General features: G+C 71.2%; 19 protein-coding genes. 12 read left to right on the forward strand and 7 right to left on the reverse strand.

Going from position 1 to position 21,141, the window contains the following annotated elements:
• Positions 1–286 precede the first annotated feature (286 nt).
• The 4 genes from BJ961_RS22650 to BJ961_RS22665 all read left to right on the forward strand — a co-directional run bounded on the left by BJ961_RS22650 (position 287) and on the right by BJ961_RS22665 (position 3,779).
• Entirely contained in the window at positions 287–1,273 is a 987-nt protein-coding gene (locus BJ961_RS22650; protein ID WP_271414643.1) for a Bug family tripartite tricarboxylate transporter substrate binding protein, read from the forward strand.
• A complete protein-coding gene (locus BJ961_RS22655; protein ID WP_271414644.1) occupies positions 1,270–1,806 on the forward strand; it encodes a tripartite tricarboxylate transporter TctB family protein in 537 nt (178 codons plus the stop codon). The genes BJ961_RS22650 and BJ961_RS22655 overlap by 4 nt, the downstream gene beginning before the upstream one ends.
• A 1-nt stretch (position 1,807) precedes the next feature.
• A complete protein-coding gene (locus tag BJ961_RS22660; RefSeq protein WP_271414645.1) occupies positions 1,808–3,307 on the forward strand; it encodes a tripartite tricarboxylate transporter permease in 1,500 nt (499 codons plus the stop codon).
• 148 nt (positions 3,308–3,455) lie between these two features.
• Positions 3,456–3,779 carry a putative quinol monooxygenase gene (locus BJ961_RS22665; protein ID WP_271414646.1) on the forward strand — a complete coding sequence of 108 codons (324 nt, stop codon included), beginning with the start codon at positions 3,456–3,458 and terminating at the stop codon, positions 3,777–3,779.
• A 79-nt stretch (positions 3,780–3,858) separates the two neighbouring features.
• Here the strand turns inward: BJ961_RS22665 and BJ961_RS22670 are convergent, their stop codons facing one another.
• The 3 genes from BJ961_RS22670 to BJ961_RS22680 form a co-directional block, all read right to left on the reverse strand.
• Positions 3,859–4,854 (reverse strand): hypothetical protein, encoded by a 996-nt coding sequence (locus tag BJ961_RS22670; RefSeq protein ID WP_271414647.1) that lies wholly within the window; start codon positions 4,852–4,854, stop codon positions 3,859–3,861.
• A gap of 145 nt (positions 4,855–4,999) precedes the next feature.
• Positions 5,000–5,497 carry a GNAT family N-acetyltransferase gene (locus BJ961_RS22675; protein ID WP_271414648.1) on the reverse strand — a complete coding sequence of 166 codons (498 nt, stop codon included), beginning with the start codon at positions 5,495–5,497 and terminating at the stop codon, positions 5,000–5,002.
• 128 nt (positions 5,498–5,625) lie between these two features.
• The gene (locus tag BJ961_RS22680; protein ID WP_271414649.1) at positions 5,626–6,048 is read right to left on the reverse strand and encodes a YjbQ family protein; all 423 of its coding nucleotides are present in this window, start codon (positions 6,046–6,048) and stop codon (positions 5,626–5,628) included.
• Positions 6,049–6,103: 55 nt separating this feature from the next.
• Between BJ961_RS22680 and BJ961_RS22685 the strand changes: the two genes are divergently transcribed.
• On the forward strand, positions 6,104–7,183 hold the full coding sequence (locus tag BJ961_RS22685; protein WP_271414650.1) for an NAD(P)-binding domain-containing protein: 1,080 nt from the start codon (positions 6,104–6,106) through the stop codon (positions 7,181–7,183).
• A 12-nt stretch (positions 7,184–7,195) separates the two neighbouring features.
• On the opposite strand, the gene mltG is transcribed toward BJ961_RS22685, so the two are convergent.
• Both mltG and BJ961_RS22695 read right to left on the reverse strand, forming a co-directional pair.
• Positions 7,196–8,089 carry an endolytic transglycosylase MltG gene (gene mltG, locus BJ961_RS22690; RefSeq protein ID WP_381160441.1) on the reverse strand — a complete coding sequence of 298 codons (894 nt, stop codon included), beginning with the start codon at positions 8,087–8,089 and terminating at the stop codon, positions 7,196–7,198.
• A gap of 43 nt (positions 8,090–8,132) precedes the next feature.
• Entirely contained in the window at positions 8,133–9,935 is a 1,803-nt protein-coding gene (locus BJ961_RS22695; protein WP_271414651.1) for an ABC transporter ATP-binding protein, read from the reverse strand.
• 88 nt (positions 9,936–10,023) lie between these two features.
• Here BJ961_RS22695 and BJ961_RS22700 point away from each other — a divergent pair, with 88 nt between their 5' ends.
• Positions 10,024–10,485 (forward strand): MarR family winged helix-turn-helix transcriptional regulator, encoded by a 462-nt coding sequence (locus BJ961_RS22700; RefSeq protein WP_271414652.1) that lies wholly within the window; start codon positions 10,024–10,026, stop codon positions 10,483–10,485.
• A gap of 66 nt (positions 10,486–10,551) precedes the next feature.
• Here the strand turns inward: BJ961_RS22700 and BJ961_RS22705 are convergent, their stop codons facing one another.
• Positions 10,552–11,313 (reverse strand): L,D-transpeptidase family protein, encoded by a 762-nt coding sequence (locus tag BJ961_RS22705; protein ID WP_271414653.1) that lies wholly within the window; start codon positions 11,311–11,313, stop codon positions 10,552–10,554.
• Between the two features lie 252 nt (positions 11,314–11,565).
• Here BJ961_RS22705 and BJ961_RS22710 point away from each other — a divergent pair, with 252 nt between their 5' ends.
• From BJ961_RS22710 to BJ961_RS22725, 4 genes are all read left to right on the forward strand, one after another.
• Positions 11,566–13,467, forward strand: coding sequence for an ABC transporter ATP-binding protein (locus BJ961_RS22710; RefSeq protein WP_271414654.1), 1,902 nt, complete (start codon positions 11,566–11,568; stop codon positions 13,465–13,467).
• The gene (locus BJ961_RS22715; protein ID WP_271414655.1) at positions 13,464–15,245 is read left to right on the forward strand and encodes an ABC transporter ATP-binding protein; all 1,782 of its coding nucleotides are present in this window, start codon (positions 13,464–13,466) and stop codon (positions 15,243–15,245) included. Before BJ961_RS22710 ends, BJ961_RS22715 begins: the two co-directional genes overlap by 4 nt.
• A 729-nt stretch (positions 15,246–15,974) precedes the next feature.
• Complete coding sequence (locus BJ961_RS22720) at positions 15,975–16,445, forward strand: DUF5709 domain-containing protein (protein ID WP_271414656.1); 471 nt, start codon at positions 15,975–15,977, stop codon at positions 16,443–16,445.
• 63 nt (positions 16,446–16,508) lie between these two features.
• Positions 16,509–16,781: a type B 50S ribosomal protein L31 gene (locus tag BJ961_RS22725; protein WP_271414657.1), complete on the forward strand. Its 273-nt coding sequence runs from the start codon at positions 16,509–16,511 to the stop codon at positions 16,779–16,781.
• A 20-nt stretch (positions 16,782–16,801) separates the two neighbouring features.
• On the opposite strand, the gene BJ961_RS22730 is transcribed toward BJ961_RS22725, so the two are convergent.
• Positions 16,802–17,596 (reverse strand): metal-dependent hydrolase, encoded by a 795-nt coding sequence (locus tag BJ961_RS22730; protein WP_271414658.1) that lies wholly within the window; start codon positions 17,594–17,596, stop codon positions 16,802–16,804.
• Positions 17,597–17,741: 145 nt separating this feature from the next.
• Here BJ961_RS22730 and BJ961_RS22735 point away from each other — a divergent pair, with 145 nt between their 5' ends.
• Both BJ961_RS22735 and BJ961_RS22740 read left to right on the forward strand, forming a co-directional pair.
• Positions 17,742–20,255, forward strand: a complete 2,514-nt coding sequence (locus BJ961_RS22735; RefSeq protein WP_271414659.1) for a DEAD/DEAH box helicase — start codon at positions 17,742–17,744, stop codon at positions 20,253–20,255.
• A gap of 19 nt (positions 20,256–20,274) precedes the next feature.
• Positions 20,275–21,141 carry an acyl-CoA thioesterase gene (locus BJ961_RS22740; RefSeq protein ID WP_271414660.1) on the forward strand — a complete coding sequence of 289 codons (867 nt, stop codon included), beginning with the start codon at positions 20,275–20,277 and terminating at the stop codon, positions 21,139–21,141.

The following is a 21,141-nucleotide window of genomic DNA, read 5'->3' on the forward strand; positions in this document are numbered from 1 at the left end:
CGAAGGAAAGAGACGTGCCTCTGATGTGCCTTCTTCGCAATGAACCGGCGATACGACGGCCACGTACCGGCACCCGCCCCGGTGAGGCCGGGGCACCGTTTCGGCGCCTGCCCAGACGGCGTTCCGGCGACGCCCCAGGGGCGCTCCGGCGACCGCAATGAACACAACCTCCCTTGGTTCCGCAAGGAAGACAGGAGGCGGACGCGCGGGCACCATGTGGCCCACGTCACCCTCCCCCACAGGGCTTCCCCGTACCGCTCTACCCAACCGACAGGTGGTGTCATTCGTGCGCCTGCGCACTCCCCTTGCCCTGCTCGGGGCCGCCGTGCTCGTGCTGGCGGGACCGCCGTTGCTGTCCTCCGGCGACGACTCCGATTCCGGCACCCAGATCCCGGGCCTGCGCTTCATGGTTCCCAACACGCCCGGCGGCGGCTACGACATCACCGCTCGCACGGCCGCCAAGAACGCCGAGGACGCCGGGCTCACGCACAACATCGAGGTCTTCAACCTGCCCGGCGCGGGCGGCACCGTGGGGCTGAGCCGGCTGGTGAGCGAGCACGGCAACGGCAAGCTCGCCATGTCCATGGGCCTCGGCGTAGTCGGCGCCGTCCGCTCCAACCACGCCCCCAAGACCCTCGCCGACACCACGCCGATCGCCCGCCTCACCGAGGAGCAGGACGTCGTCGTGGTCGGCAAGGACTCGCCGTACAAGACGATCGACGAGCTGGTGGACGCCTGGAAGAAGGACCCGGGCAAGATCCCCGTCGGCGGCGGCTCGTCACCTGGCGGACCCGACCACCTCGCCCCGATGCTGATGGCGCAGGCCGCCGGTATCGAGCCGAAGTCGGTCAACTACATCCCCTTCGACGGCGGCGGCGAGCTGCTCGCCTCCATCCTCGGCAACAAGGTCGGCTTCGGCGTCTCCGGCGTCGGTGAGTACCTGGACCAGATCAAGGCGGGCGAGCTGAGGGTGCTCGCGGTGACCGGTCCCGAGCGGGTGGACGACCTGAAGGACGCACCCACGCTCAAGGAGTCCGGCTACGACGTGGACTTCACCAACTGGCGCGGCATCGTCGCCCCGCCCGGCCTGTCCGAGGCGCAGCGCGACAAGCTCACCCGCCTGGTGGAGGAGCTGCACGACTCGCCCGAATGGAAGAAGTCCATGGACCAGAACGGCTGGGACGACGCGTTCCTGACCGGTGAGAAGTTCGGCGACTTCCTGGAGGCCCAGGACAAGCGCGTGGTGTCGGTGCTGAAGGAGCTGGGACTGTGACGACGCCCACCGAACTCCCCGTGGAGGCGGCCGCCGGTCGGCGCTCGTGGCTGCGCGAGCACTCCGAACTCGGCGTGTGCGCCCTGCTGCTGGCGCTCGGCGCGCTGGTCCTGACCGACGCGCTCACGATGAACGTCGACATCACCCAGCGCGGGCCGGTCGGCCCCAAGACCGTGCCGATCGTGGTCGGCGCCGGCCTGCTGGTGATCGCCGCGCTGCTCGCCGTCGACGTGCTGCGCGGCGGCCGGGGCGAGGCCGAGGGCGGCGAGGACGTCGACCTGTCCGAACCGGCCGACTGGCGCACGGTGCTGCTGCTCTCCGGCATCTTCCTGGGCGCCGCCGCCCTGATCGAGCCGGCCGGTTTCCCCGTCGCCGGGGCGCTGCTCTTCTGGGGCGCCGCCTTCGCCCTCGGCAGCCGCCGCGTGGACCGCGATCCGCTGATCGCCGCGGTGCTGTCCCTGATCACCTACGTCGTCTTCGACAAGCTGCTCGGTGTGCCGCTGCCCGGCGGTCCGCTGATGGGAGTGCTCTGACATGAACGCCCTCAACTCCCTCATGGACGGGTTCGGTACGGCCCTCACCCCCATCAATCTGCTGTGGGCCGCCCTGGGCGTGCTGCTCGGCACCGCCATCGGTGTGCTGCCCGGCATCGGCCCGGCGATGGCGGTGGCACTGCTGCTGCCGGTGACGTACGGGCTGGACCCGGTCGCCGCGTTCATCATGTTCGCCGGCATCTACTACGGCGCGATGTTCGGCGGTTCGACCACCTCCATCCTGCTCAACACCCCCGGCGAGAGCGCGGCCGTGGTCGCGGCCATGGAGGGCAACCCCATGGCCAAGGCGGGACGCGGCGCGCAGGCGCTGGCGGCCGCGGCCATCGGTCACTTCGCCGGCGGCATGATCGGCACGATCCTGCTGGTGGTGCTGGCCCCGACCGTCGCCGACCTGGCGGTGGACATCGGCGCCCCGGACTACTTCGCCATCATGGTGCTGGCGTTCATCGCCGTGACGTCGGTGCTGGGTTCCTCGCGGGTCAGAGGCCTGGCCTCGCTGCTGATCGGCCTGACCATCGGCCTGGTGGGCCTGGACCAGATGACCGGCCAGCAGCGGCTGACGTTCGGCTCGCTGCAGCTCGCCGACGGGGTGGACGTGGTGATCGTCGCGGTCGGTCTGTTCGCGATCGGCGAGGCGCTGTGGGTGGCGGCCCATCTGCGGCGCGGGGCGGCCGAGCCGATCCCGGTGGGCCGTCCCTGGCTCGGCCGCGCCGACGTGAGGCGCACCTGGAAGTCCTGGCTGCGCGGTCCGCTCATCGGCTTCCCGTTCGGTGCGATCCCGGCGGGCGGCGCGGAGATACCCACCTTCCTGTCGTACGTCACGGAGAAGCGCCTGTCCAAGCACAAGGACGAGTGGGGCAAGGGCGCCATCGAGGGCGTGGCCGGTCCCGAGTCGGCGGCGTCGGCCTCGGCCGCGGGCACGCTGGTGTCCATGCTGACCCTGGGCCTGCCGACCACCGCCGTCGCGGCGGTCATGCTGGCCGCCTTCCAGCAGTACGGCATCCAGCCCGGCCCGCTGCTCTTCGAACGCGAGCCCGAGCTGGTGTGGGGCCTGATCGCCTCGCTCTTCGTCGGCATGGTGCTGCTGCTCGCCCTGAACCTGCCGCTGGCCCCCGTCTGGGCCAAGCTGCTGCGCATCCCGCGGCCGTACCTGTACGCGGGCATCATGTTCTTCGCCGCGGTCGGCGCGTACGCGGTCGGCGGTGAGGTGGTCGACCTGGTGATCCTCCTGGTCATCGGCCTCATCGGCTTCGGCATGCGCCGCTACGGTCTGCCCATCCTGCCCGCCGTGATCGGCGTCATCCTCGGCCCGAACGCCGAGCAGCAGCTGCGCCGCGCCCTGCAGATCAGCGACGGGAGCGTGTCCGGCCTGGTCAACACGCCGTTCTCGGTGACGGTGTACGCGGTGATCGTGCTGCTGCTGGCCTGGCCCCTGGTGAAGCGGCTGGTGAGCCGGGGACGGGCGCGGACCGACGCCTGATCCCCGGCCGGGCGGGGCGGCGGCACCGGCCTCTGCCCTCACCCCGTCCGGCCGAGCCGAGGGTGCCGACGGCGCGGGACCGGGTACGGATACGCACGGCGAGGTACCCGTCCCGTCCCCGCCCCGCACGACCACGGAAGGCGAACCGATGATCTTCATCACGGCGAAGTTCCAGGTACTCCCCGAACATGCCGACCAGTGGCCGGAGATCTCCGGCGAGTTCACCCGGGCCACCCGGGCGGAACCCGGCTGCCTCTGGTTCGACTGGTCCCGCAGCGTCGACGACCCCTCGGAATACGTCCTGGTCGAGGCGTTCCGCGACGACGAGGCGGGCGCTGCCCACGTCCAGTCCGCCCACTTCAGGGCCGCGCAGGAGAAGCTGCCGCGCCATCTGGCCCGGACACCGCGCGTCGTCAACGCGACGATCGACCAGGACGACTGGTCGGAACTCGGCGAGATGGCGGTCGAGTAGCCGATCCGGCGCAGGCGTCCCGGCAGCCGGCCGGAAAGCCGGGCAGCCGGTCAGGCAGCCAGGCAGTCAGGCAGTCAGTTCACGCGACCGAATCGATCCGGCCCCTGCACGCCTCACGGATCTTGTCGAGGTCGGCCGATACGCCGGCGGTGGCGGTCTCGTCCGACGGCAGCAGCTCCACCGCCCGCTCCACCCTCCGGCACAGGTCGTCGATCATCTCGGCCGGCAGGAACGGGGTGCCGATGACGGCATAGCCGGTGTCCACCGGCGTCTGCAGATCCAGGTGCACCGCATCCCAACTTCTGCGCGCCGCGTCCTGCCGCTCGCGGACCTTGTCGCCTTCGCTGCCGGGGATCAGGTCCAGATCCCGTTCCAGCGTCACGATGTTGCTGTGCAGTTGCGTGGACAACTTGCGCAGCCGCATCCAGCCCTTGTGGCCCACCGCGATGATGGCGCCCCCGAGTGTCACCGCGACCGGCACGATCAGCGACGGACGGGTCGTGACGACATAGGCGTGAATGACCACCGCCGCGAAGTAGATGCCGGCGGCGTTGGCGACCGTCCGGCCGAGCATCGCCCGCCAGACCCGCGAGCTCAGCCTGTCCAGCAGCTCAGCTGCCGGCAGGTCCGGCTCGGCTGCCTGCCCCCACACCGGAAGGAGCACCCAAGCGCACATCAACACCTGCGCGGACGCCACGTGGGCGACCACTTGGTCCGGCTCCCGCTCTATGTCAGCGAGCAGCCCCCAGCCATGCCGCACGACGGCGAACACCGCGACGCCCCAGACCGTCAGCTTCAGGTATCCCCAACGGCGCTTCCACTGCGGCTCGTTCCAGGTCTCGTCGACACGGCGAAGAATCCGCTTCGGGGTGTGCCAACCATCCGTGAAGCCGCTCCAAGGACGCCGCCCACCGAAGACCAGGACGAGGCCCCCGACGAACATGGCCAGGCCGACACCCCGGTGCGGAGTGTCGTAGAGGCTGTTCCCCCAGACGTTCATGACGAACCCGACGGGGAAGAAGACACGCCGCCAGTGTCTCCGTATCGGAGCAAGAACCCGCTTCCATGTCGACATGGCGCCATGGTTCCCGCGACGCACCGTGCCCAGGACCGACTTGACGCAGATCAGAGGTTGCGGGCCGTGCGGCGGGGCGGGCCCCTGCGCCGCGGTACCGGGCCGTGCGCCCCCTTCGCAGCCTCCTGAGGGCTGTCCCCCGAGCTCAAGGAGCGTCGGTGAGTTCCTTTCGCATCAACGTGCAGATCGTCTCGTAGCGGCGCAACGATCCATCAGGGGCCTGCTCGTCCCACGAGTCCGGCTGACGGTCGTACGCGACGTATCCCAGTCGTTCGTACAGTGCGCGGGCCCTGGGGTTGTTCTCCTCCACGGCCAGCTCGGCCTGGAGCAGGCCGCGCTTTCTGATCCGCAGTTCCGCGGCTTCGACAAGAAGCGTCCCGATCCCGCACGACTGCAGGGCGGGGTGGACTGCCAGTTGCCACAGAGTGCCGGCACCTGCCTTGATCTGATAGTCGATGCCGCCCTTCGCCACCGGGATGTCGGTCGCGGGGCAGACCGCCAAGTAGTCGACCTCACCGATACGGGCGCGTTCCAACTGTCCGACGACGCCGGCCAGGTGGTGGTCGGACCCTGCCCAGCCGCACGACGCCAGGTCGGCATGGACCAGGTCACGGACAGACAGCTTCACCACAACGTTGGTCATCTTCAGTACCTCCGGCAAGCCAGCTTCCACACCGACAGGCGTGGGGCGCAAAGCAGTTTCCGCGTTTCGACGCCAGGGCGTCCGGAGGATCAGTGGCCGCACTCAGGACGATGTCGATCGCCCCGGGATCATCCCAGGAAACTCAACCGAACCTGACGGTCGGGATTATCCCGGTTGGTGTCCACCAGGCACACCGACTGCCACGTTCCCAGCTCCAGGTGGCCGCCGATCACCGGCAGTGTGGCGTGCGGTGGTACGAAGGCGGGCAGGACGTGGTCGCGTCCGTGGCCGGGGCTGCCGTGGCGGTGCTGCCAGCGGTCGTCGGCCGGGAGCAGGCTGTGCAGGGCGGACAGCAGGTCGTCGTCGCTGCCGGCGCCGGTCTCGATGATCGCGATGCCGGCGGTGGCGTGCGGAACGAAGACGTTGAGGAGGCCGTCGCGACCGGCCGCGGCCTCGCGCAGGAAGGTCTCGCAGTCCCCGGTGATGTCGGCGACCCGCTCCGCCGAGCCGGTGGCGAGGCTGAGTACTCGGGTGGTGAAGGCATCTGGCATGACCCCATCCTGACACCGGGGGAAGATCGGGGCCTGCGGCGCCGTTGGTAGAAGCGTGAACAACACACGCGAGGTCGAGGTCGTCGTCATCGGCGCGGGCCAGGCCGGACTCGCCGCCGCCTACCACCTGCGACGCGCCGGTTTCGAGCCGGAGCGCGACTTCGTGGTGCTCGACCACTCCCCCGGCCCCGGCGGTGCCTGGCAGTTCCGCTGGCCGTCGCTGACGTACGGCAAGGTGCACGGGATGCACGCCCTGCCGGGCATGGAGCTGACCGGTGCCGATCCGGAGCGGCCGTCCGCCGAGGTGGTCGCCGGGTACTTCGCGGCGTACGAGCGGACCTTCGACCTGCGCGTCCGGCGGCCCGTCGATGTCCGCGCCGTGCGCGAGGGGACGGGCGGGCGACTGCTCGTCGACACTTCGGCCGGGGAGTGGTCGACGCGTGCGCTGATCAACGCGACCGGCACCTGGGACCGGCCCTTCTGGCCGCGCTACCCGGGGCAGGAGAGCTTCCGGGGTCGGCAACTGCACACCGCGGGGTATGCCGGGCCCGAGAAGTTCGCGGGTCGGCGCGTGATCGTGGTGGGCGGCGGCGCCTCGGGGACGCAGCACCTGCTGGAGATCGCCCCGTACGCGGCGGCCACCACGTGGGTGACCAGGAGGCCTCCTGTCTTCCGCGAGGGGCCCTTCGACGAGGACGCGGGCCGGGCGGCGGTGGCGCTCGTGGAGGAGCGGGTACGGCAGGGGCTGCCGCCCAAGAGCGTCGTGTCGGTGACCGGGCTGCCGCTGAACGACGCGGTCCGGGCCGGGCTGGAGTCCGGGGTGCTGGACCGGCAGCCCATGTTCGACCGGATCACGCCCGAGGGCGTGGAGTGGAGCGACGGGCGGCGGGTGGCCGCGGACGTCATCCTGTGGGCGACCGGATTCCGGGCCGCCATCGACCATCTGCGGCCGCTGCGGCTGCGCGAGGCGGGCGGCGGTATCCGGATGGAGGGGACCCGCGCGGTCGCCGACCCTCGGATCCATCTCGTCGGCTACGGGCCCTCGGCCAGCACCATCGGCGCCAACCGGGCGGGGCGTGCGGCCGTGCGGGACATCAGGCGGCTGCTGGCCGACGGGGAACCGGTCGCCGCGTGACGCCCCGCCCGGTCACTTCGCGGCCCCGGTCTCGGCCTTCTTCGAGGCGCTCTGCTGGAGGCGGTTGAACTCGGCGACGTTGCGCTGGTGTTCGGCGTAGTCGGCGGTGAACCGAGTGTCGCCGGGCTTGACCGTGACGAAGTACAGCCAGTCCCCGGGGGTCGGGTTGATCGCGGCGGTCATCGCCTCGTCGCCGGGGTTGGCGATGGGCGTGGGCGGCAGCCCCATGCGCTGGTACGAGTTGTAAGGACTGTCGATCTTCGTGTCCGTGGTCGTGGTCTTCAGGGTGGAACGGCCCAGCGCGTAGTTGATGGTGGAGTCCATCTGCAGCGGCATACCGCGTTCCAGCCGGTTGAAGACCACTCGGGCGACCTTGCCCATGTCCTCCTTGGCGGCGGCCTCCGCCTGCACGATGCTGGCGATGGTGACCGCCTGGTACACGTTCAGCGCGTTGCGCTGGGCGCCCGCGGCGACCGGCGCGCCCGTGAACTTCTTGTTCGCCGTGTCGACCATGGCCGTCAGCAGCTTCTCCGGGGTGGGGTTCTCGCCGAGTGGATAGGTCGCCGGGAAGAGATAGCCCTCCGGGTTGCCCTCGGCGTCGTTCGGCAGCTTGAGGTCGGCCTTGGCCAGGGACTTCTTGGTGGTGCCCGCGGGCAGGGCGAGGACCTTGTCGACCGCCCCGTAGACCTGGGTCGCGCGCCAGCCCTCCGGAATCAGCAGCGACGTCGGCCGGGACCCGCCCTCGTCGTCCGTCGTCAGCAGCGGCACCGCCACGGCGGTCCCGGCCACGACGGCGCCGGCCGCGATCAGGGCGATGCGGCCCCGGCGCGTCAGTCGGATCGTTCTCCTGGGGCCCCTGGTGTTCCTGGCCCTCCTCGCGCTCCGCGGCGGAGTGTTCGTCTGCATGCGGGCACGTTAACCCCCATTTGCGCGCAAACTCGGCATATCGTCATCTTGTCGGCTCCAGTCGGGCGTCCCGGCGGACGAGCGCGGCGTACCTCCCGTCCTGCGCCAGCAACGCCTCGTGCGTGCCCTGCTCGGCCAGGCGTCCGGAGTCGAGGACCACGATCCGGTCGGCGTCCCGGACGGTGGACAGGCGGTGGGCGATGGTGATCGTGGTGCGGTCGGCGGACAGGGCGTCGATGGCGTCCTGCACGGCGGCCTCGGTGCGGGTGTCCAGCGCGCTGGTCGCCTCGTCGAGGACGAGGACGGGCGGGTCGCGCAGGATGGTGCGGGCGATGGCCAGACGTTGTTTCTCGCCCCCGGAGAAGCGGTGGCCTCGCTCGCCGACCACCGTGTCGTAGCCGTCGGGCAGGGCGGCGATGTGGTCGTGGATCTGCGCCGCCCTCGCCGCCGCCTCCAGCTCCGCGTCGGTGGCGTCCGGCTTGGCGAAACGCAGGTTCTCGGCGACCGAGGCGTGGAAGAGGTACGTCTCCTGCGAGACGACGCCGACGGCGCGGGCGAGCGTGTCGAAGTCCAGGTCGCGCACGTCGACCCCGTCGAGGGTGACGCGGCCTCCCGTCACGTCGTACAACCGCGGCACCAGGTGGCCCAGCGTGGACTTGCCGGCGCCGGTGGGACCGACGACGGCGAGGCTGCTGCCGGCCGGGACGGAGATGTCGATGCCGTCGAGGACCGGTCCCCCCTTGCCGCCGTACCCGAAGACGACGCTCTCGAAGCGGACCTCGCCCTTGATGTGGTCGAGGTGCACGGGTTCCGGCCGCTCGGTGATGTCGATCGGCAGGTCGAGGTACTCGAAGATGCGCTGGAAGAGCGCGAGCGAGGTCTGGATCTGGACACCGGTCGACAGCAGGCTCACCGTCGGACGGAACAGCCCCTGCTGGAGCGAGACGAAGGCGACGATCGTGCCGAGCGAGACGTCCGGGCCGCCGAGTTGCAGGGCGATGCCCGCGGTCCAGTAGATGACGGCCGGCATGGCGGCCATGACGATCGTGATGACGGCCATCCGCCAGCGGCCCGCCATGTTCGACTTCACTTCGAGGTCGACCAGGCTCTCCGACTCGTCCGCGAAGGCGCGGGTGAGCGAGTCGGACCGGCCCATGGTGCGACCGAGCAGGATGCCGCTGACGGAGAGCGACTCGGTGACCGTCGCGGCCATCGCGGCCATCTGCTTCTGGCGCCGGGTGGTGATCTTCCTGCGTTCCCTGCCGACCCGGCGGCTGATCCAGACGAACACCGGGAGGAGGAGCAGCGAGACGACGGTGAGGCGCCAGTCGAGGACGACCATGGCGACGATCGTGGCGACGACGCTGGTGAGGTTGGAGACCAGGGAGGTCGCCGTGGAGGTGACGGTGGCCTGCATGCCGCCGATGTCGTTGGCGATCCGGGACTGGACCTCGCCGGTGCGGGTGCGGGTGAAGAAGGCGAGGGACATCTGCTGCAGCCGGCCGTAGACGGCGGTGCGCAGGTCGTGCATGACGCGCTGGCCCACCGTCGTGGAGATCAGGGTCTGGAGCACGCCGAAGACGCTGGTGAGGACGGCGCCGAAGATCATGCCGAGGGCGAGCAGGCTCAGCAGGCCCGTGCGCCCCTCGGGGATCGCGACGTCGAGGATCTCCTTGAGCAGGAAGGGCGTGGCGACCGACACCAGGGAGGCGGCGCCGACCAGCAGGCCGACGACCGCGAGGCGGCCGCGGTAGGGGCGGAACAGTTTGAGGATGCGACGCACCTGCCGGGGCTGTTCCTCGGCGTCGGCCGGTGCGGTCCAGGTGGATTCGCGATCGGGATGCATGGGCTCCTTCGGCGGCGATGGGGGATTACTGATCGTAGGTCATTGTTACCTATACTCACAATGAACGTCGTCCTGATATTGTTCCCGTATGACCGCCCCCGATCCCGACGGCCTGCTCGCCGAGCAGTTGCTGCGGCTCACCCGCCGGGTGCACCGCATCCAGAAGCGCCATCTGGAGCACCGTGACCTCGGCATCACACCGGCCCAGTCCCGGCTTCTGCGCACCCTGGCGCACTACGGTTCACCCCCTCGCATGGCCGATCTGGCCGAGCGCCTGGAGGTTGTGCCCCGGGCGGTGACGACGCTGGTCGACGGGCTGGAGGCGGCAGGGAAGGCCCGCCGCGTTCCGGACCCCGCCAACCGCCGGGTCATCCGGATCGAGCTGACCGACGAGGGGCGCGCGGCCCTGCGGGAGCTGCGCGGCGCACGCCGGGCCGCCGCGGAGGAGATCCTCGCCCCGCTGACGGAAGAGCAGCGCTCGGTGCTGGGCGGGCTGCTGGACACGCTGATCGACGGCCCCGAGAGCGGTCGGGGCCGTCACACGCCGTGAACCGGGGCCGGGCGTCCCGGGCGCTCCCCGTGTCCCGGGTGGTCCCGGTGACCGGGAGGCTTGCGCTCAGGCCTTCAGGTGCGCCCGGTCCCCCATCACCACCACCGGGTGCCGCTCCGGATCGAGCGTGCGCAGCAGGTACTCCATCGCCGGCTTGGGCAGGCTGACGCAGGCCGACGTGCCGCTGCCGTGGTCCATGTGGAGCCAGATCGAACCGCCCTTGGACGTGCCTTCGGGTCGGGTCGGATCGTTCGGCGGGGTGCCCTTGACGCGGTTGTAGTCGATGGCGATGACGTAGTCGAAGTCGTGCCAGTACGACTTGGCCCACCAGCGCGGCGCCGCGAAGCTCGCGGACCGGCTGTACGGCAGCCCGGCGCCGGGGGCCGGATCGGGGTCCGGCAGCACGCCGCCCGCGTCGCTGAGCGTGAACACGCCGACAGGGCTGCGCTTGTCGTCCTCGTGGTGTTCGGTCGTCCACCCCTTCTTGCCGTTGTGCGCCGCCCAGCTCCGGGCGCGGTGCCAGGCGGATCCCTGCTTCGTGTACAGCACGACCGTGGAGTCGGCGGAATCTTTGCCGTCGCCGTACACCGCGACGACCTGGCGCGAATCGGCGGGGATGTGTCCTTGGAGCCGGTCGCCGACGCCGGGGATCCTGGTCGGGTCGGCGGCCGTGGCACCGCTCCTGCCCGCCCCGTCGGCGGACCCGCTCGCTCCGGAGTCCGCGCCGTGCCCCGACGGGCCGCCGCAGGCCGACAACGCCGTCACCGTCAGCAGGGAACCAAGGGCCGCCATCGCGACCGCCGTACGTCGTACGCCACCACTCGCCATCCGTCCATCGTCGCACCCCCTCCGGGCGGGCCGTCAGGAGTGCGACGGGCGCACGGGGGTGGAGCGCGGCGGGCGCACGTGATCGGAGTGCGGTGGTCGTGCCGGACCGCGTGCGGCGCATCGCGGTCCGATTCGCACGCCACCGTGGAAAACCGCTTGATTTTGGGCGTGTGACGACGCGAACCTTTCACGGTTTGCAGCCTCTTGATGCCGCATAGCAACGGCACCCCTGACACGAGCCACTGGGACGTCATGCAGATCCAAGACCTTCCGTATCCCGACCCGGGCGTGCCGGACGCGCGCTCGGGCCCCCGATTCCTGTGGTGGCTGTTCCGCAACCAGCTCGGTGGCCAACTCAAGTCACTGGCCTGGGGCCTGCTGCACTTCGCCTCCGTCTCGGCCCTGCCCTTCTGTGTCGGTCTCGCCGTCCAGGCGGTCGTCGACCGCTCCGGCTCCCGCCTCGCCGTCGCGGGCGGTGTCATGGTGCTGTGCTGCGCCGGCAACGCGATCGGCGACACCTTCCTGCACCGCTCCGCCATCACCAACTGGATCACCGCCGCGGCCCGCGTCCAGCAACTCCTCGCCCGCAAGACCGCACTGCTGGGCTCGGCGCTGACCCGACGCGTCGCGGCCGGTGAGGTCGTGGCCGTGTCCACCGGCGACGTCGAGAAGATCGGCTGGTTCGTGGAGGCCCTCTCCCGCTTCACCGCGGCCGCGCTCACCATCGTGCTGGTGTGCGTGGCGCTGGTCGTCTACGAGCCGGCGCTCGGCGTCGTCGTGATCGTCGGCCTGCCGGTGCTGGCCCTCGCCGTACTGCCCCTGCTGCCGCGGGCCACCCGGCGGGCCGACGTCCAGCGCGACAAGGCCGGCCGCGCCACCGAGCTCGCCTCGGACACCGTCGCCGGGCTGCGCGTGCTGCGCGGCATCGGCGGTGAGGAACTCTTCCTCGACCGCTACCGCGGCGCCTCCCAGGAGGTGCGCCACGCGGCCGTGCGCAGCGCCCGCATGTGGTCCCTGATCTCGGCGATCCAGGTGCTGCTGCCGGGACTGCTGCTGATCGCCGTGGTCTGGCACGGCGTCCACCTCGCCCGTGACGGCCGCATCGGCGTCGGCGAGCTCGTCACCGTCTACAGCTCCGTCATGATCCTCACCTACCCGCTGCGGCACTTCGAGGAGATCGCCATGGCGTACTCCTTCTCCCGGCCCTCGGCCAAGCGGGCCGCTCGGGTGCTGGCACTGGAACGGGCCACGGACACGGCGGGCTCGCGCGCCGACGAGGCCCCCGCCGGGGACCTGTCCGACCCCGCCACCGGTCTCCTGGCCCCGGCGGGCCGGTTCACCGCCGTCGTGTGCGGCGACCCGGACGCGGCCGGGCGCCTGGCGGAACGGCTCGGCGGGCACCCCTCGGAGAAGGGCACGTCGGCCCTGCTGGGCGGCGTGCCGCTCGACGAGCTGCCCCTGAAGTCCGCGCGCACCGCCGTGCTGGTGCAGGACAAGGACCCCGTACTCCTGTCCGGCACGCTCCGCGAACTGCTCGACGTGCCCGCCTCCGGTGCCGTGAAAGCCGGGGACGCGCTGGCCGCCGCCCAGTGCGGTGACGTACTGACGGCACTCGCGCAGGGGTCGCTCGGCGCCGACGACCCGATGGACGCCCGGATCACCGAGCGCGGCCGGTCGCTGTCGGGCGGCCAGCGCCAGCGGCTGGCCCTGGCCCGCTCGCTGCTCACGGACCCGGAGGCACTGGTTCTGGACGAACCGACCTCGGCCGTGGACTCCCACACCGAGGCACGTATCGCGGAAGGCGTCCGGGCACTGCGCGCGGGTCGCACCACGGTGGTGTTCACCTCGTCACCGCTGCTCCTGGACCGCGCGGACCGGATCGTGTTCCTGCACGACGGCGAGGTCGCGGCGATCGGCGCCCACCGGGAGCTGCTGCACACCGAGCCCCGGTACCGGGCGGTGGTGACCCGCGAGACCGACGAGGAGACCGCGGCGCACCCCGAAGGGGTACCGGCAGGCGGGAAGCCCGCGAAACCCCCGACCGGCAACGGCCGCGGCGACGACCTCGGCAACGGCCGCGGCAGCGACCGCGACGACGCCCTGAGCGACGACGACGTACTGCACCGACTGGAAGAGATCGAGGAGACGGCATGATCGGCGTCGCGCCCCCGTCCTACGACCCGGCGGCTCCCACGACGGCGAGCACCCTGCCCGTCGGCGCCCGCGCGACCGTGCGCGCGTACGCGGGAGAACTGCTGCGCCGGCACCGCCGGGCGTTCCTCCTCCTCGTCACCGTCAACACCGTCGCCGTGATCGCCTCGATGGCGGGCCCCTACCTGCTGGGCGGGATCGTGGAACGGGTCTCGGACGACGCGCGCGAACTGCGTCTCGGTCTGACGGCCACGCTGTTCGTACTCGCCCTCGTCGTGCAGGCCGTCTTCGTGCGCGAGGTACGGCTGCGGGGGGCCGTACTCGGCGAGCGGATGCTGGCCGACCTGCGCGAGGACTTCCTCGTACGGTCGGTGGGTCTGCCGCCCGGCGTGCTCGAACGGGCCGGCACCGGTGACCTGCTCTCCCGCATCACCACCGACGTCGACCGGCTCGCCAACGCCATGCGCGAGGCCGTGCCCCAGCTCGCGATCGGTGCCGTGTGGGTGGTGCTGCTGCTCGCGGGCCTGGTGGTCACGGCTCCGCCGCTGGCGCCTGTGGTGCTGATCGCGGTGCCGCTGCTGGTGATCGGCTGCCGCTGGTACTTCCGCCGGGCACCTTCCGCCTACCGCTCGGAGGCCGCCGGTTACGCCGCGGTGGCCGCCACGCTCGCCGAGACCGTGGACGCCGGGCGCACCGTCGAGTCCCACCGCCTCGATGCCCGTCGCATCGAGCTGTCGGAGCGCCGGATCCGGGAGTGGACGGCCTGGGAGCGCTACACGCTCTGGCTTCGGTCGGTGCTCTTCCCGGTCATCAACGTCACCCATGTGACCGTGCTCGCCTCCGTCCTGCTCATCGGCGGTGTCTTCGTCCTCCAGGGCTGGATCGGCGTCGGTCAGCTGACCACGGCCGCACTGATCGCGCAGATGCTCGTCGATCCGGTCGGCATCATCCTGCGCTGGTACGACGAGTTGCAGGTGGCCCAGGTCTCCCTGGCCCGGTTGGTGGGTGTGCGGGACATCGAGCCGGACGCCGGCGACCCCACGCTGGCCCCCGACGGACGGCACGTGCACGCCGACCGGGTGCACTTCGGCTACCTGGAGGGCGTGGACGTCCTGCGCAAGGTGTCGCTGGAGGTCGCCCCCGGCACCCGGCTCGCCCTGGTCGGCCCCTCGGGCGCCGGCAAGTCCACGCTGGGCAGGCTGCTGGCGGGTATCTACGGTCCTCGCGAGGGCCGGATCACGCTGGGCGGCGCGGAGCTCTCGCGCATGTCCGCGGAACGGGTCCGCTCTCAGGTCGCGCTCGTCAACCAGGAGCACCACGTCTTCGTGGGCTCCCTGCGCGACAACCTGCGCCTCGCCAGAACCGGCGCCACCGACGCCGAGCTGTGGGCGGCACTCGGCGCGGTCGACGCGGACGGCTGGGCCCGCGGGCTCGACGAGGACCTCGACACCGAGGTCGGCTCGGGCGGCTTCGCGCTCACTCCGGCGCAGGCCCAGCAGATCGCGCTGGCCCGCCTCGTACTGGCCGACCCGCACACCCTGGTGCTGGACGAGGCGACGTCGCTGCTCGACCCGCGGGCCGCGCGCCATCTCGAACGGTCCCTGGCCCGGGTCCTGGACGGCCGCACGGTGATCGCGATCGCCCATCGCCTGCACACCGCCCACGACGCGGACGTCATCGCCGTGGTCGAGGACGGCCGGATCAGCGAGCTGGGCAGCCATGACGAACTCGTGGCGGCGGACGGTGCCTACGCGGCGCTGTGGCGGTCCTGGCACGGATAGCCGCACCTCGCCGGCCAGGGACGGGGCAGCGGCGGCACGGGTCGCCGATGCGGCGGCGGCCGGTCCGGTTCCGCCGGGTCTCCGCCGCCCGCCCGGACCCGCTGCGGAACGCCTTGCGTGCACCGCGCGCCACGGGACGGGCGCCTCGGCGCGCTGGGCGGGGCAGCGGGCAGGGCCCGTGAGGTGCCGGGTGGGCTCCGGGAGCGCGGGGCCGCGCCCGGCGGGGGCCGCGGCCCGGCGTCGGTCGTGTGCGGGCACGCCCGGAATCGCTGGGCTGCGACCAGGTCGGGCACGGTGCGCAGGGTCGGGCGGGGTGGTGCCGAGTCCGGTGCTCGTCCCGGATCGGGCGATGGTGGCGGGCCTGACGTTGGCTCCCGGCGGAGTGGTGACGGGAGGCAGGACGCTCGCCCCCGGCCGAGCGGTCGTGCAGTGCTGCTCGATGGTGCCGGGGGGAGTGCATGGGGCGGAGGCGTGGCCGGTGCGGGACCGGCCGGTGTGTGCCGCAGAAGGCGGTGGCGGCCGGAGGGCGGGTGGCGCGGCCGGTACCCGGGCGGGGCCCGTGCCGTTGCGCGGTCCCGAACGGGGGTGGAAGGCTGGGAGGAGGCACCGGCTCGAGATGAGCCCGGGAACCGTGCGGTTCCGTGACGGGCGAGGCCTGTGCCCCGTGCAGCGGCGGCCCGCCGCGGTCCACGGCGAGAAGGGGCCGGTCCCCACCCCCTGGAGGTACCCGTGAACAGCGCCGACGGATGGGGAGACGACGTCTACCAACCCGACGGATCCGAGCAGCGGGAGGACACCGGGCTCCTCGACGGCGAGGACACCCTCGAGGAGGACGGCGTCGACGACCCGCTCGACCGGGGCTGGTCCCCGCCCGAACGCCCCTGGGCCGTGGAGCACACCGGTGTGACGGCCGCCGAACGCCGCCGGGGCGAAACACTCGATCAGCGCCTCGCCGAGGAGCGGCCGGACGAGCTCGGACCCGACGGCGACGGGCTGGGCGACTTGGACGGCACCGACGGGGAACTGCTGGACAACGAGGTCGGCGCGGACCGCTCCGGCCGACTCGTCGCACCCGACGAGGGGGCACACGAGGACGAGGAGCCGGCACTGGTAGCCATGGACGTGGGCATCGACGGCGCGGCCGCCTCCGCCGAAGAGGCCGCGATGCACGTCGTCGACGAGGACTCCCTGCCCGGCTGACACCACTCGCGACGGCGGGTCCGTGCCGTCGCCCCAATGATCCGCGCCGTACGAGGAGCAGCCATGCAGCAGGACAAGCACCCCGACTACCGGCCCGTCGTCTTCCGTGACCGCAGCGCCGGGTACGCCTTCCTCACCCGGTCCACCGCGACCAGTGACCAGACCATCGCGTGGGACGACGGCGAGACCTACCCCGTGGTGGACGTGGAGATCTCCTCGGAGAGCCACCCCTTCTACACGGGCAAGGCGCGAACGGTGGACTCGGAGGGTCGCGTCGCCCGCTTCGAGCGGCGTTACGGCGCGGGCGAGGGGCAGGACACCGGGGGAAACGGCTGAGCCGACCGGACCCGCTTCGCTCAGATGAAGTTGAGTGCCGCCGCGCCGCCCACTCCCCCGAGCAGCATGAACACCGGCATCAGTACCTTGAGCTCCACCCAGCTGCCCGCCCGGAAGCGCATCGCCTTCGGCGGGCCGATGGGGTACCAGCGCTTGCGACCCACCGGTATCGGCCAGAGCACGGGGCAGCCCGAGACGGTCAGCGCGTCCCCGATGTCGTGCACCAGGGCGCCGAGCACGATGGGCAGCCCCAGCCACAGGTACTCCTGGCCCGGTGCGGTGAACAGCCAGTCGGCGCCGCCTTCCGGCTTGTCCAGGATTCCGGCGAGGATCCACGCGCTGGTCCCCGCCAGCAGCCAGACCAGTACATCGCTGCTGGAGCCGCGGGTGGCTCGCCAGAGCAGGCCTTCGATGGCCAGCACCATGTGCACGAAGAGGATCGCCAGGACGGCCCAGCGGCCACCGGTGATGGCCAGGACCGAAGTGCCCCCGCCGATCAGGACCGCCCACAGCCAGGTGTGCGTCAGTGTGCGGTGTCCGCCGGAGCGACGTGGGTCGCCACGCTTCCGCGTGGCCTTGTAGACGGCGTAGGACAGCTTGTCGACGATCTCGCACAGACCCCGTGAGACCGGCCCGAAAGCCCGGGAGATGGTGGCCGCCTTGTGGTCGAGATCCGGGGCGAGCGCCGCTCCGGCGCAGATCAGGGCTCCGGCGAGCAGCACCGGCCAGGGCATCGGGTGTCCCGCGGCGGCGGTCGCCGCTCCGACGCCGAGCCAGGCTGCGGCGCCCGACAGTGAGTGTGCTGGTCCCATCATCGCGCTTGCCCGCCCCATTCCTCGTGTGCCGCTGTGCAGTTGTCCGGGTCCGCTGTTGCCTCGTCGGCGACCCAGCGTAGCGTTCGTGATCTTCACGCGGACAGCCGATTCCCCCATCGCGGCCCGGGGCAGGCAAGATGGGGGCGTGACCCTCATCGATCAGCTGCCGCGGACCGCCGACCCCGATGCCCTGTACGAAGCCTTCGAGGCGTGGGCCCAGGATCGCGGTCTCACGCTCTATCCCCATCAGGAAGAGGCGCTGATCGAGGTCGTCTCCGGCGCGAACGTGATCGTGTCGACGCCCACCGGCTCCGGCAAGAGCATGATCGCGGCCGGCGCCCACTTCGCCGCCCTGGCCCGGGACGAGGTCACCTTCTACACCGCTCCGATCAAGGCGCTGGTGTCGGAGAAGTTCTTCGAGCTGTGCAAGATCTTCGGCACCGAGAACGTCGGCATGCTGACCGGTGACGCCTCCGTGAACGCCGACGCCCCCGTCATCTGCTGCACCGCCGAGGTCCTGGCATCGATCGCGCTGCGTGACGGCAAGCACGCGGACATCGGCCAGGTGGTCATGGACGAGTTCCACTTCTACGCGGAGTCGGACCGCGGGTGGGCCTGGCAGATCCCCCTGCTGGAACTGCCGCAGGCCCAGTTCGTGCTGATGTCGGCGACCCTCGGAGACGTCTCCTTCTTCGAGAAGGACCTCACGCGCCGCACCGATCGTCCCACCGCGGTGGTCCGCTCTGCCACCCGTCCCGTACCGCTCTCCTACGAGTTCCGCTACACCCCGCTCACCGAGACGCTCACCGACCTGCTGTCGGCGCGGCAGGCCCCGGTGTACATCGTGCACTTCACCCAGGCCCAGGCCGTGGAGCGGGCCCAGGCGCTGATGAGCATCAACATGTGCTCGCGTGAGGAGAAGGAGCGGATCGCCGACCTGATCGGCAACTTCCGCTTCACCACCAAGTTCGGACGCAACCTCTCCCGCTACGTCCGGCACGGCATCGGCGTCCACCACGCCGGCATGCTGCCGAAGTACCGGCGTCTGGTGGAGAAGCTCGCGCAGGCGGGCCTGCTCAAGGTGATCTGCGGTACGGACACGCTCGGGGTGGGTGTCAACGTCCCCATCCGGACGGTGCTGTTCACGGCGCTCTCCAAGTACGACGGCACCCGGGTGCGCACGCTGCGGGCCCGGGAGTTCCACCAGATCGCCGGCCGGGCCGGACGCGCCGGGTTCGACACGGAGGGTTTCGTCGTCGCCCAGGCGCCCGAGCACGTCGTCGAGAACGAGAAGGCGCTCGCCAAGGCCGGTGACGACCCGAAGAAGCGGCGGAAGGTGGTGCGCAAGAAGGCTCCCGAGGGTTTCGTGGCCTGGTCGGAGAGCACGTTCGACAAGCTCATCGGCTCCGAGCCGGAGCCGCTGACGTCCCGCTTCCGGGTCACGCACACCATGCTGCTGTCGGTGATCGCCCGCCCCGGCGACGCCTTCTCCGCGATGCGGCACCTGCTGGAGGACAACCACGAGCCGCGCAAGCAGCAGCTCAGGCACATCCGGCGGGCGATCGCCATCTACCGCTCGCTGCTGGACGGCGGCATCGTGGAGAAGCTGGACCAGCCGGACGCCGAGGGACGCGTCGTGCGTCTCACGGTCGACCTGCAGCAGGACTTCGCACTCAACCAGCCGCTGTCCACGTTCGCCCTGGCCGCGTTCGAACTGCTCGACCCCGAGTCCCCGTCGTACGCGCTGGACATGGTGTCGGTCGTGGAGTCCACGCTGGACGACCCCCGGCAGATCCTCGCCGCCCAGCAGAACAAGGCACGCGGTGAGGCCGTCGCCGCGATGAAGGCGGACGGTGTCGAGTACGAGGAGCGCATGGAGCGGCTCCAGGACGTCACCTACCCGAAGCCGCTGGAGGAGCTGCTCTTTCACGCGTACGACACGTACCGCAGGAGTCACCCCTGGGTCGGTGACCATCCGCTGTCCCCGAAGTCGGTCATCCGCGACATGTACGAGCGGGCGCTGACCTTCACGGAGTTGGTCTCCCACTACGAACTGGCCCGCACCGAGGGCATCGTGCTGCGTTACCTGGCGAGCGCCTACAAGGCCCTCGACCACACCGTCCCGGACGATCTCAAGTCCGAGGACCTCCAGGACCTCATCGAGTGGCTCGGCGAGATGGTGCGTCAGGTCGACTCCAGTCTCCTCGACGAGTGGGAGCAGCTCGCCAACCCGGAGGAGATGACCGCCGAGGAGGCTCAGGAGAAGGCCGACCAGGTGCGGCCGGTCACCGCCAACGCGCGCGCCTTCCGTGTGCTGGTCCGCAACGCCATGTTCCGGCGTGTGGAGCTCGCCGCCCTCGACCAGGTCGGTGAGCTGGGCGAGATGGATTCCGAGGCCGGCTGGGACGCCGACGCGTGGGGCGAGGCCATGGACAAGTACTGGGACGAGTACGACGACCTCGGTACCGGCCCCGACGCCCGCGGTCCGAAGCTGCTGGTCATCGAGGAAGAACCGCGGAACGGGCTGTGGCGTGTGCGACAGATCTTCGACGACCCGAACGACGACCACGACTGGGGCATCAGCGCGGAGGTCGACCTCACCGCTTCCGACGCGGAGGGCCGTGCTGTCGTCCGCGTCACCGATGTCGGCCAGCTGTGAACACAGGAGAAACCCACCGATGACGAATCCGGCAGAGAGCCTCGTCGCCCTGCTCGACCTGGAGCAGATCGAGGTCAACATCTTCCGCGGCCGCAGCCCCGAGGAGTCGCTGCAGCGGGTCTTCGGCGGCCAGGTGGCCGGCCAGGCGCTGGTCGCCGCGGGCCGCACCACTGACGGGGACCGCCCGGTGCACTCGCTGCACGCGTACTTCCTGCGTCCCGGACGCCCCGGCGTGCCGATCGTGTACCAGGTCGAACGGGACCGGGACGGACGGTCGTTCACCACCCGCCGGGTCACCGCTGTGCAGCAGGGCCGCACGATCTTCACGCTCACCGCCTCCTTTCACAAGCCTGAGCAGGGAAGTTTCGAGCATCAGCTGCCGCCGGCCCGCAAGGTCCCGGATCCCGAGTCCCTGCCGACGGTCGCCGACGAGGTGCGGGAGCACCTGGGCGCGCTGCCGGAGCAGTTGGAGCGCATGGCCCGCCGTCAGCCCTTCGACATCCGCTATGTCGACCGGCTGCGCTGGAGCGCCGAGGAGGTCGAGGGCGCCGAGCCCCGCAGCGCCGTGTGGATGCGGGCGGTCGGGCCGCTCGGTGACGACCCGCTCGTGCACACCTGCGCCCTGACCTACGCCAGCGACATGACGCTCCTGGACGCCGTGCGCATTCCGGTGGAGCCCCTGTGGGGTCGCCGGGGCTTCGACATGGCGTCGCTGGATCACGCCATGTGGTTCCACCGGCCGTTCCGGGCGGACGAGTGGTTCCTGTACGACCAGGAGTCGCCGATCGCGACCGGTGGGCGGGGGCTGGCCCGCGGGCGGATCTACGACGCGGAGGGACGCATGCTGGTGTCCGTCGTTCAGGAGGGGCTCTTCCGGGCCCTGTAG

Source organism: Streptomyces lienomycini (genome assembly GCF_027947595.1).
Taxonomy (GTDB): domain Bacteria; phylum Actinomycetota; class Actinomycetes; order Streptomycetales; family Streptomycetaceae; genus Streptomyces; species Streptomyces lienomycini.

Bases quoted from the DNA above. Each gene is read 5' to 3' on its own strand.
- BJ961_RS22705 (WP_271414653.1), bottom strand. From the start codon at position 11,313: ATGGCGAGTGGTGGCGTACGACGTACGGCGGTCGCGATGGCGGCCCTT.
- BJ961_RS22675 (WP_271414648.1), bottom strand. From the start codon at position 5,497: ATGACCAACGTTGTGGTGAAGCTGTCTGTCCGTGACCTGGTCCATGCC.
- BJ961_RS22665 (WP_271414646.1), top strand. From the start codon at position 3,456: ATGATCTTCATCACGGCGAAGTTCCAGGTACTCCCCGAACATGCCGAC.
- BJ961_RS22660 (WP_271414645.1), top strand. From the start codon at position 1,808: ATGAACGCCCTCAACTCCCTCATGGACGGGTTCGGTACGGCCCTCACC.
- BJ961_RS22680 (WP_271414649.1), bottom strand. From the start codon at position 6,048: ATGCCAGATGCCTTCACCACCCGAGTACTCAGCCTCGCCACCGGCTCG.
- mltG (WP_381160441.1), bottom strand. From the start codon at position 8,089: ATGCAGACGAACACTCCGCCGCGGAGCGCGAGGAGGGCCAGGAACACC.
- BJ961_RS22670 (WP_271414647.1), bottom strand. From the start codon at position 4,854: ATGTCGACATGGAAGCGGGTTCTTGCTCCGATACGGAGACACTGGCGG.
- BJ961_RS22730 (WP_271414658.1), bottom strand. From the start codon at position 17,596: ATGATGGGACCAGCACACTCACTGTCGGGCGCCGCAGCCTGGCTCGGC.
- BJ961_RS22700 (WP_271414652.1), top strand. From the start codon at position 10,024: ATGACCGCCCCCGATCCCGACGGCCTGCTCGCCGAGCAGTTGCTGCGG.
- BJ961_RS22740 (WP_271414660.1), top strand. From the start codon at position 20,275: ATGACGAATCCGGCAGAGAGCCTCGTCGCCCTGCTCGACCTGGAGCAG.
- BJ961_RS22710 (WP_271414654.1), top strand. From the start codon at position 11,566: ATGCAGATCCAAGACCTTCCGTATCCCGACCCGGGCGTGCCGGACGCG.
- BJ961_RS22715 (WP_271414655.1), top strand. From the start codon at position 13,464: ATGATCGGCGTCGCGCCCCCGTCCTACGACCCGGCGGCTCCCACGACG.
- BJ961_RS22725 (WP_271414657.1), top strand. From the start codon at position 16,509: ATGCAGCAGGACAAGCACCCCGACTACCGGCCCGTCGTCTTCCGTGAC.
- BJ961_RS22695 (WP_271414651.1), bottom strand. From the start codon at position 9,935: ATGCATCCCGATCGCGAATCCACCTGGACCGCACCGGCCGACGCCGAG.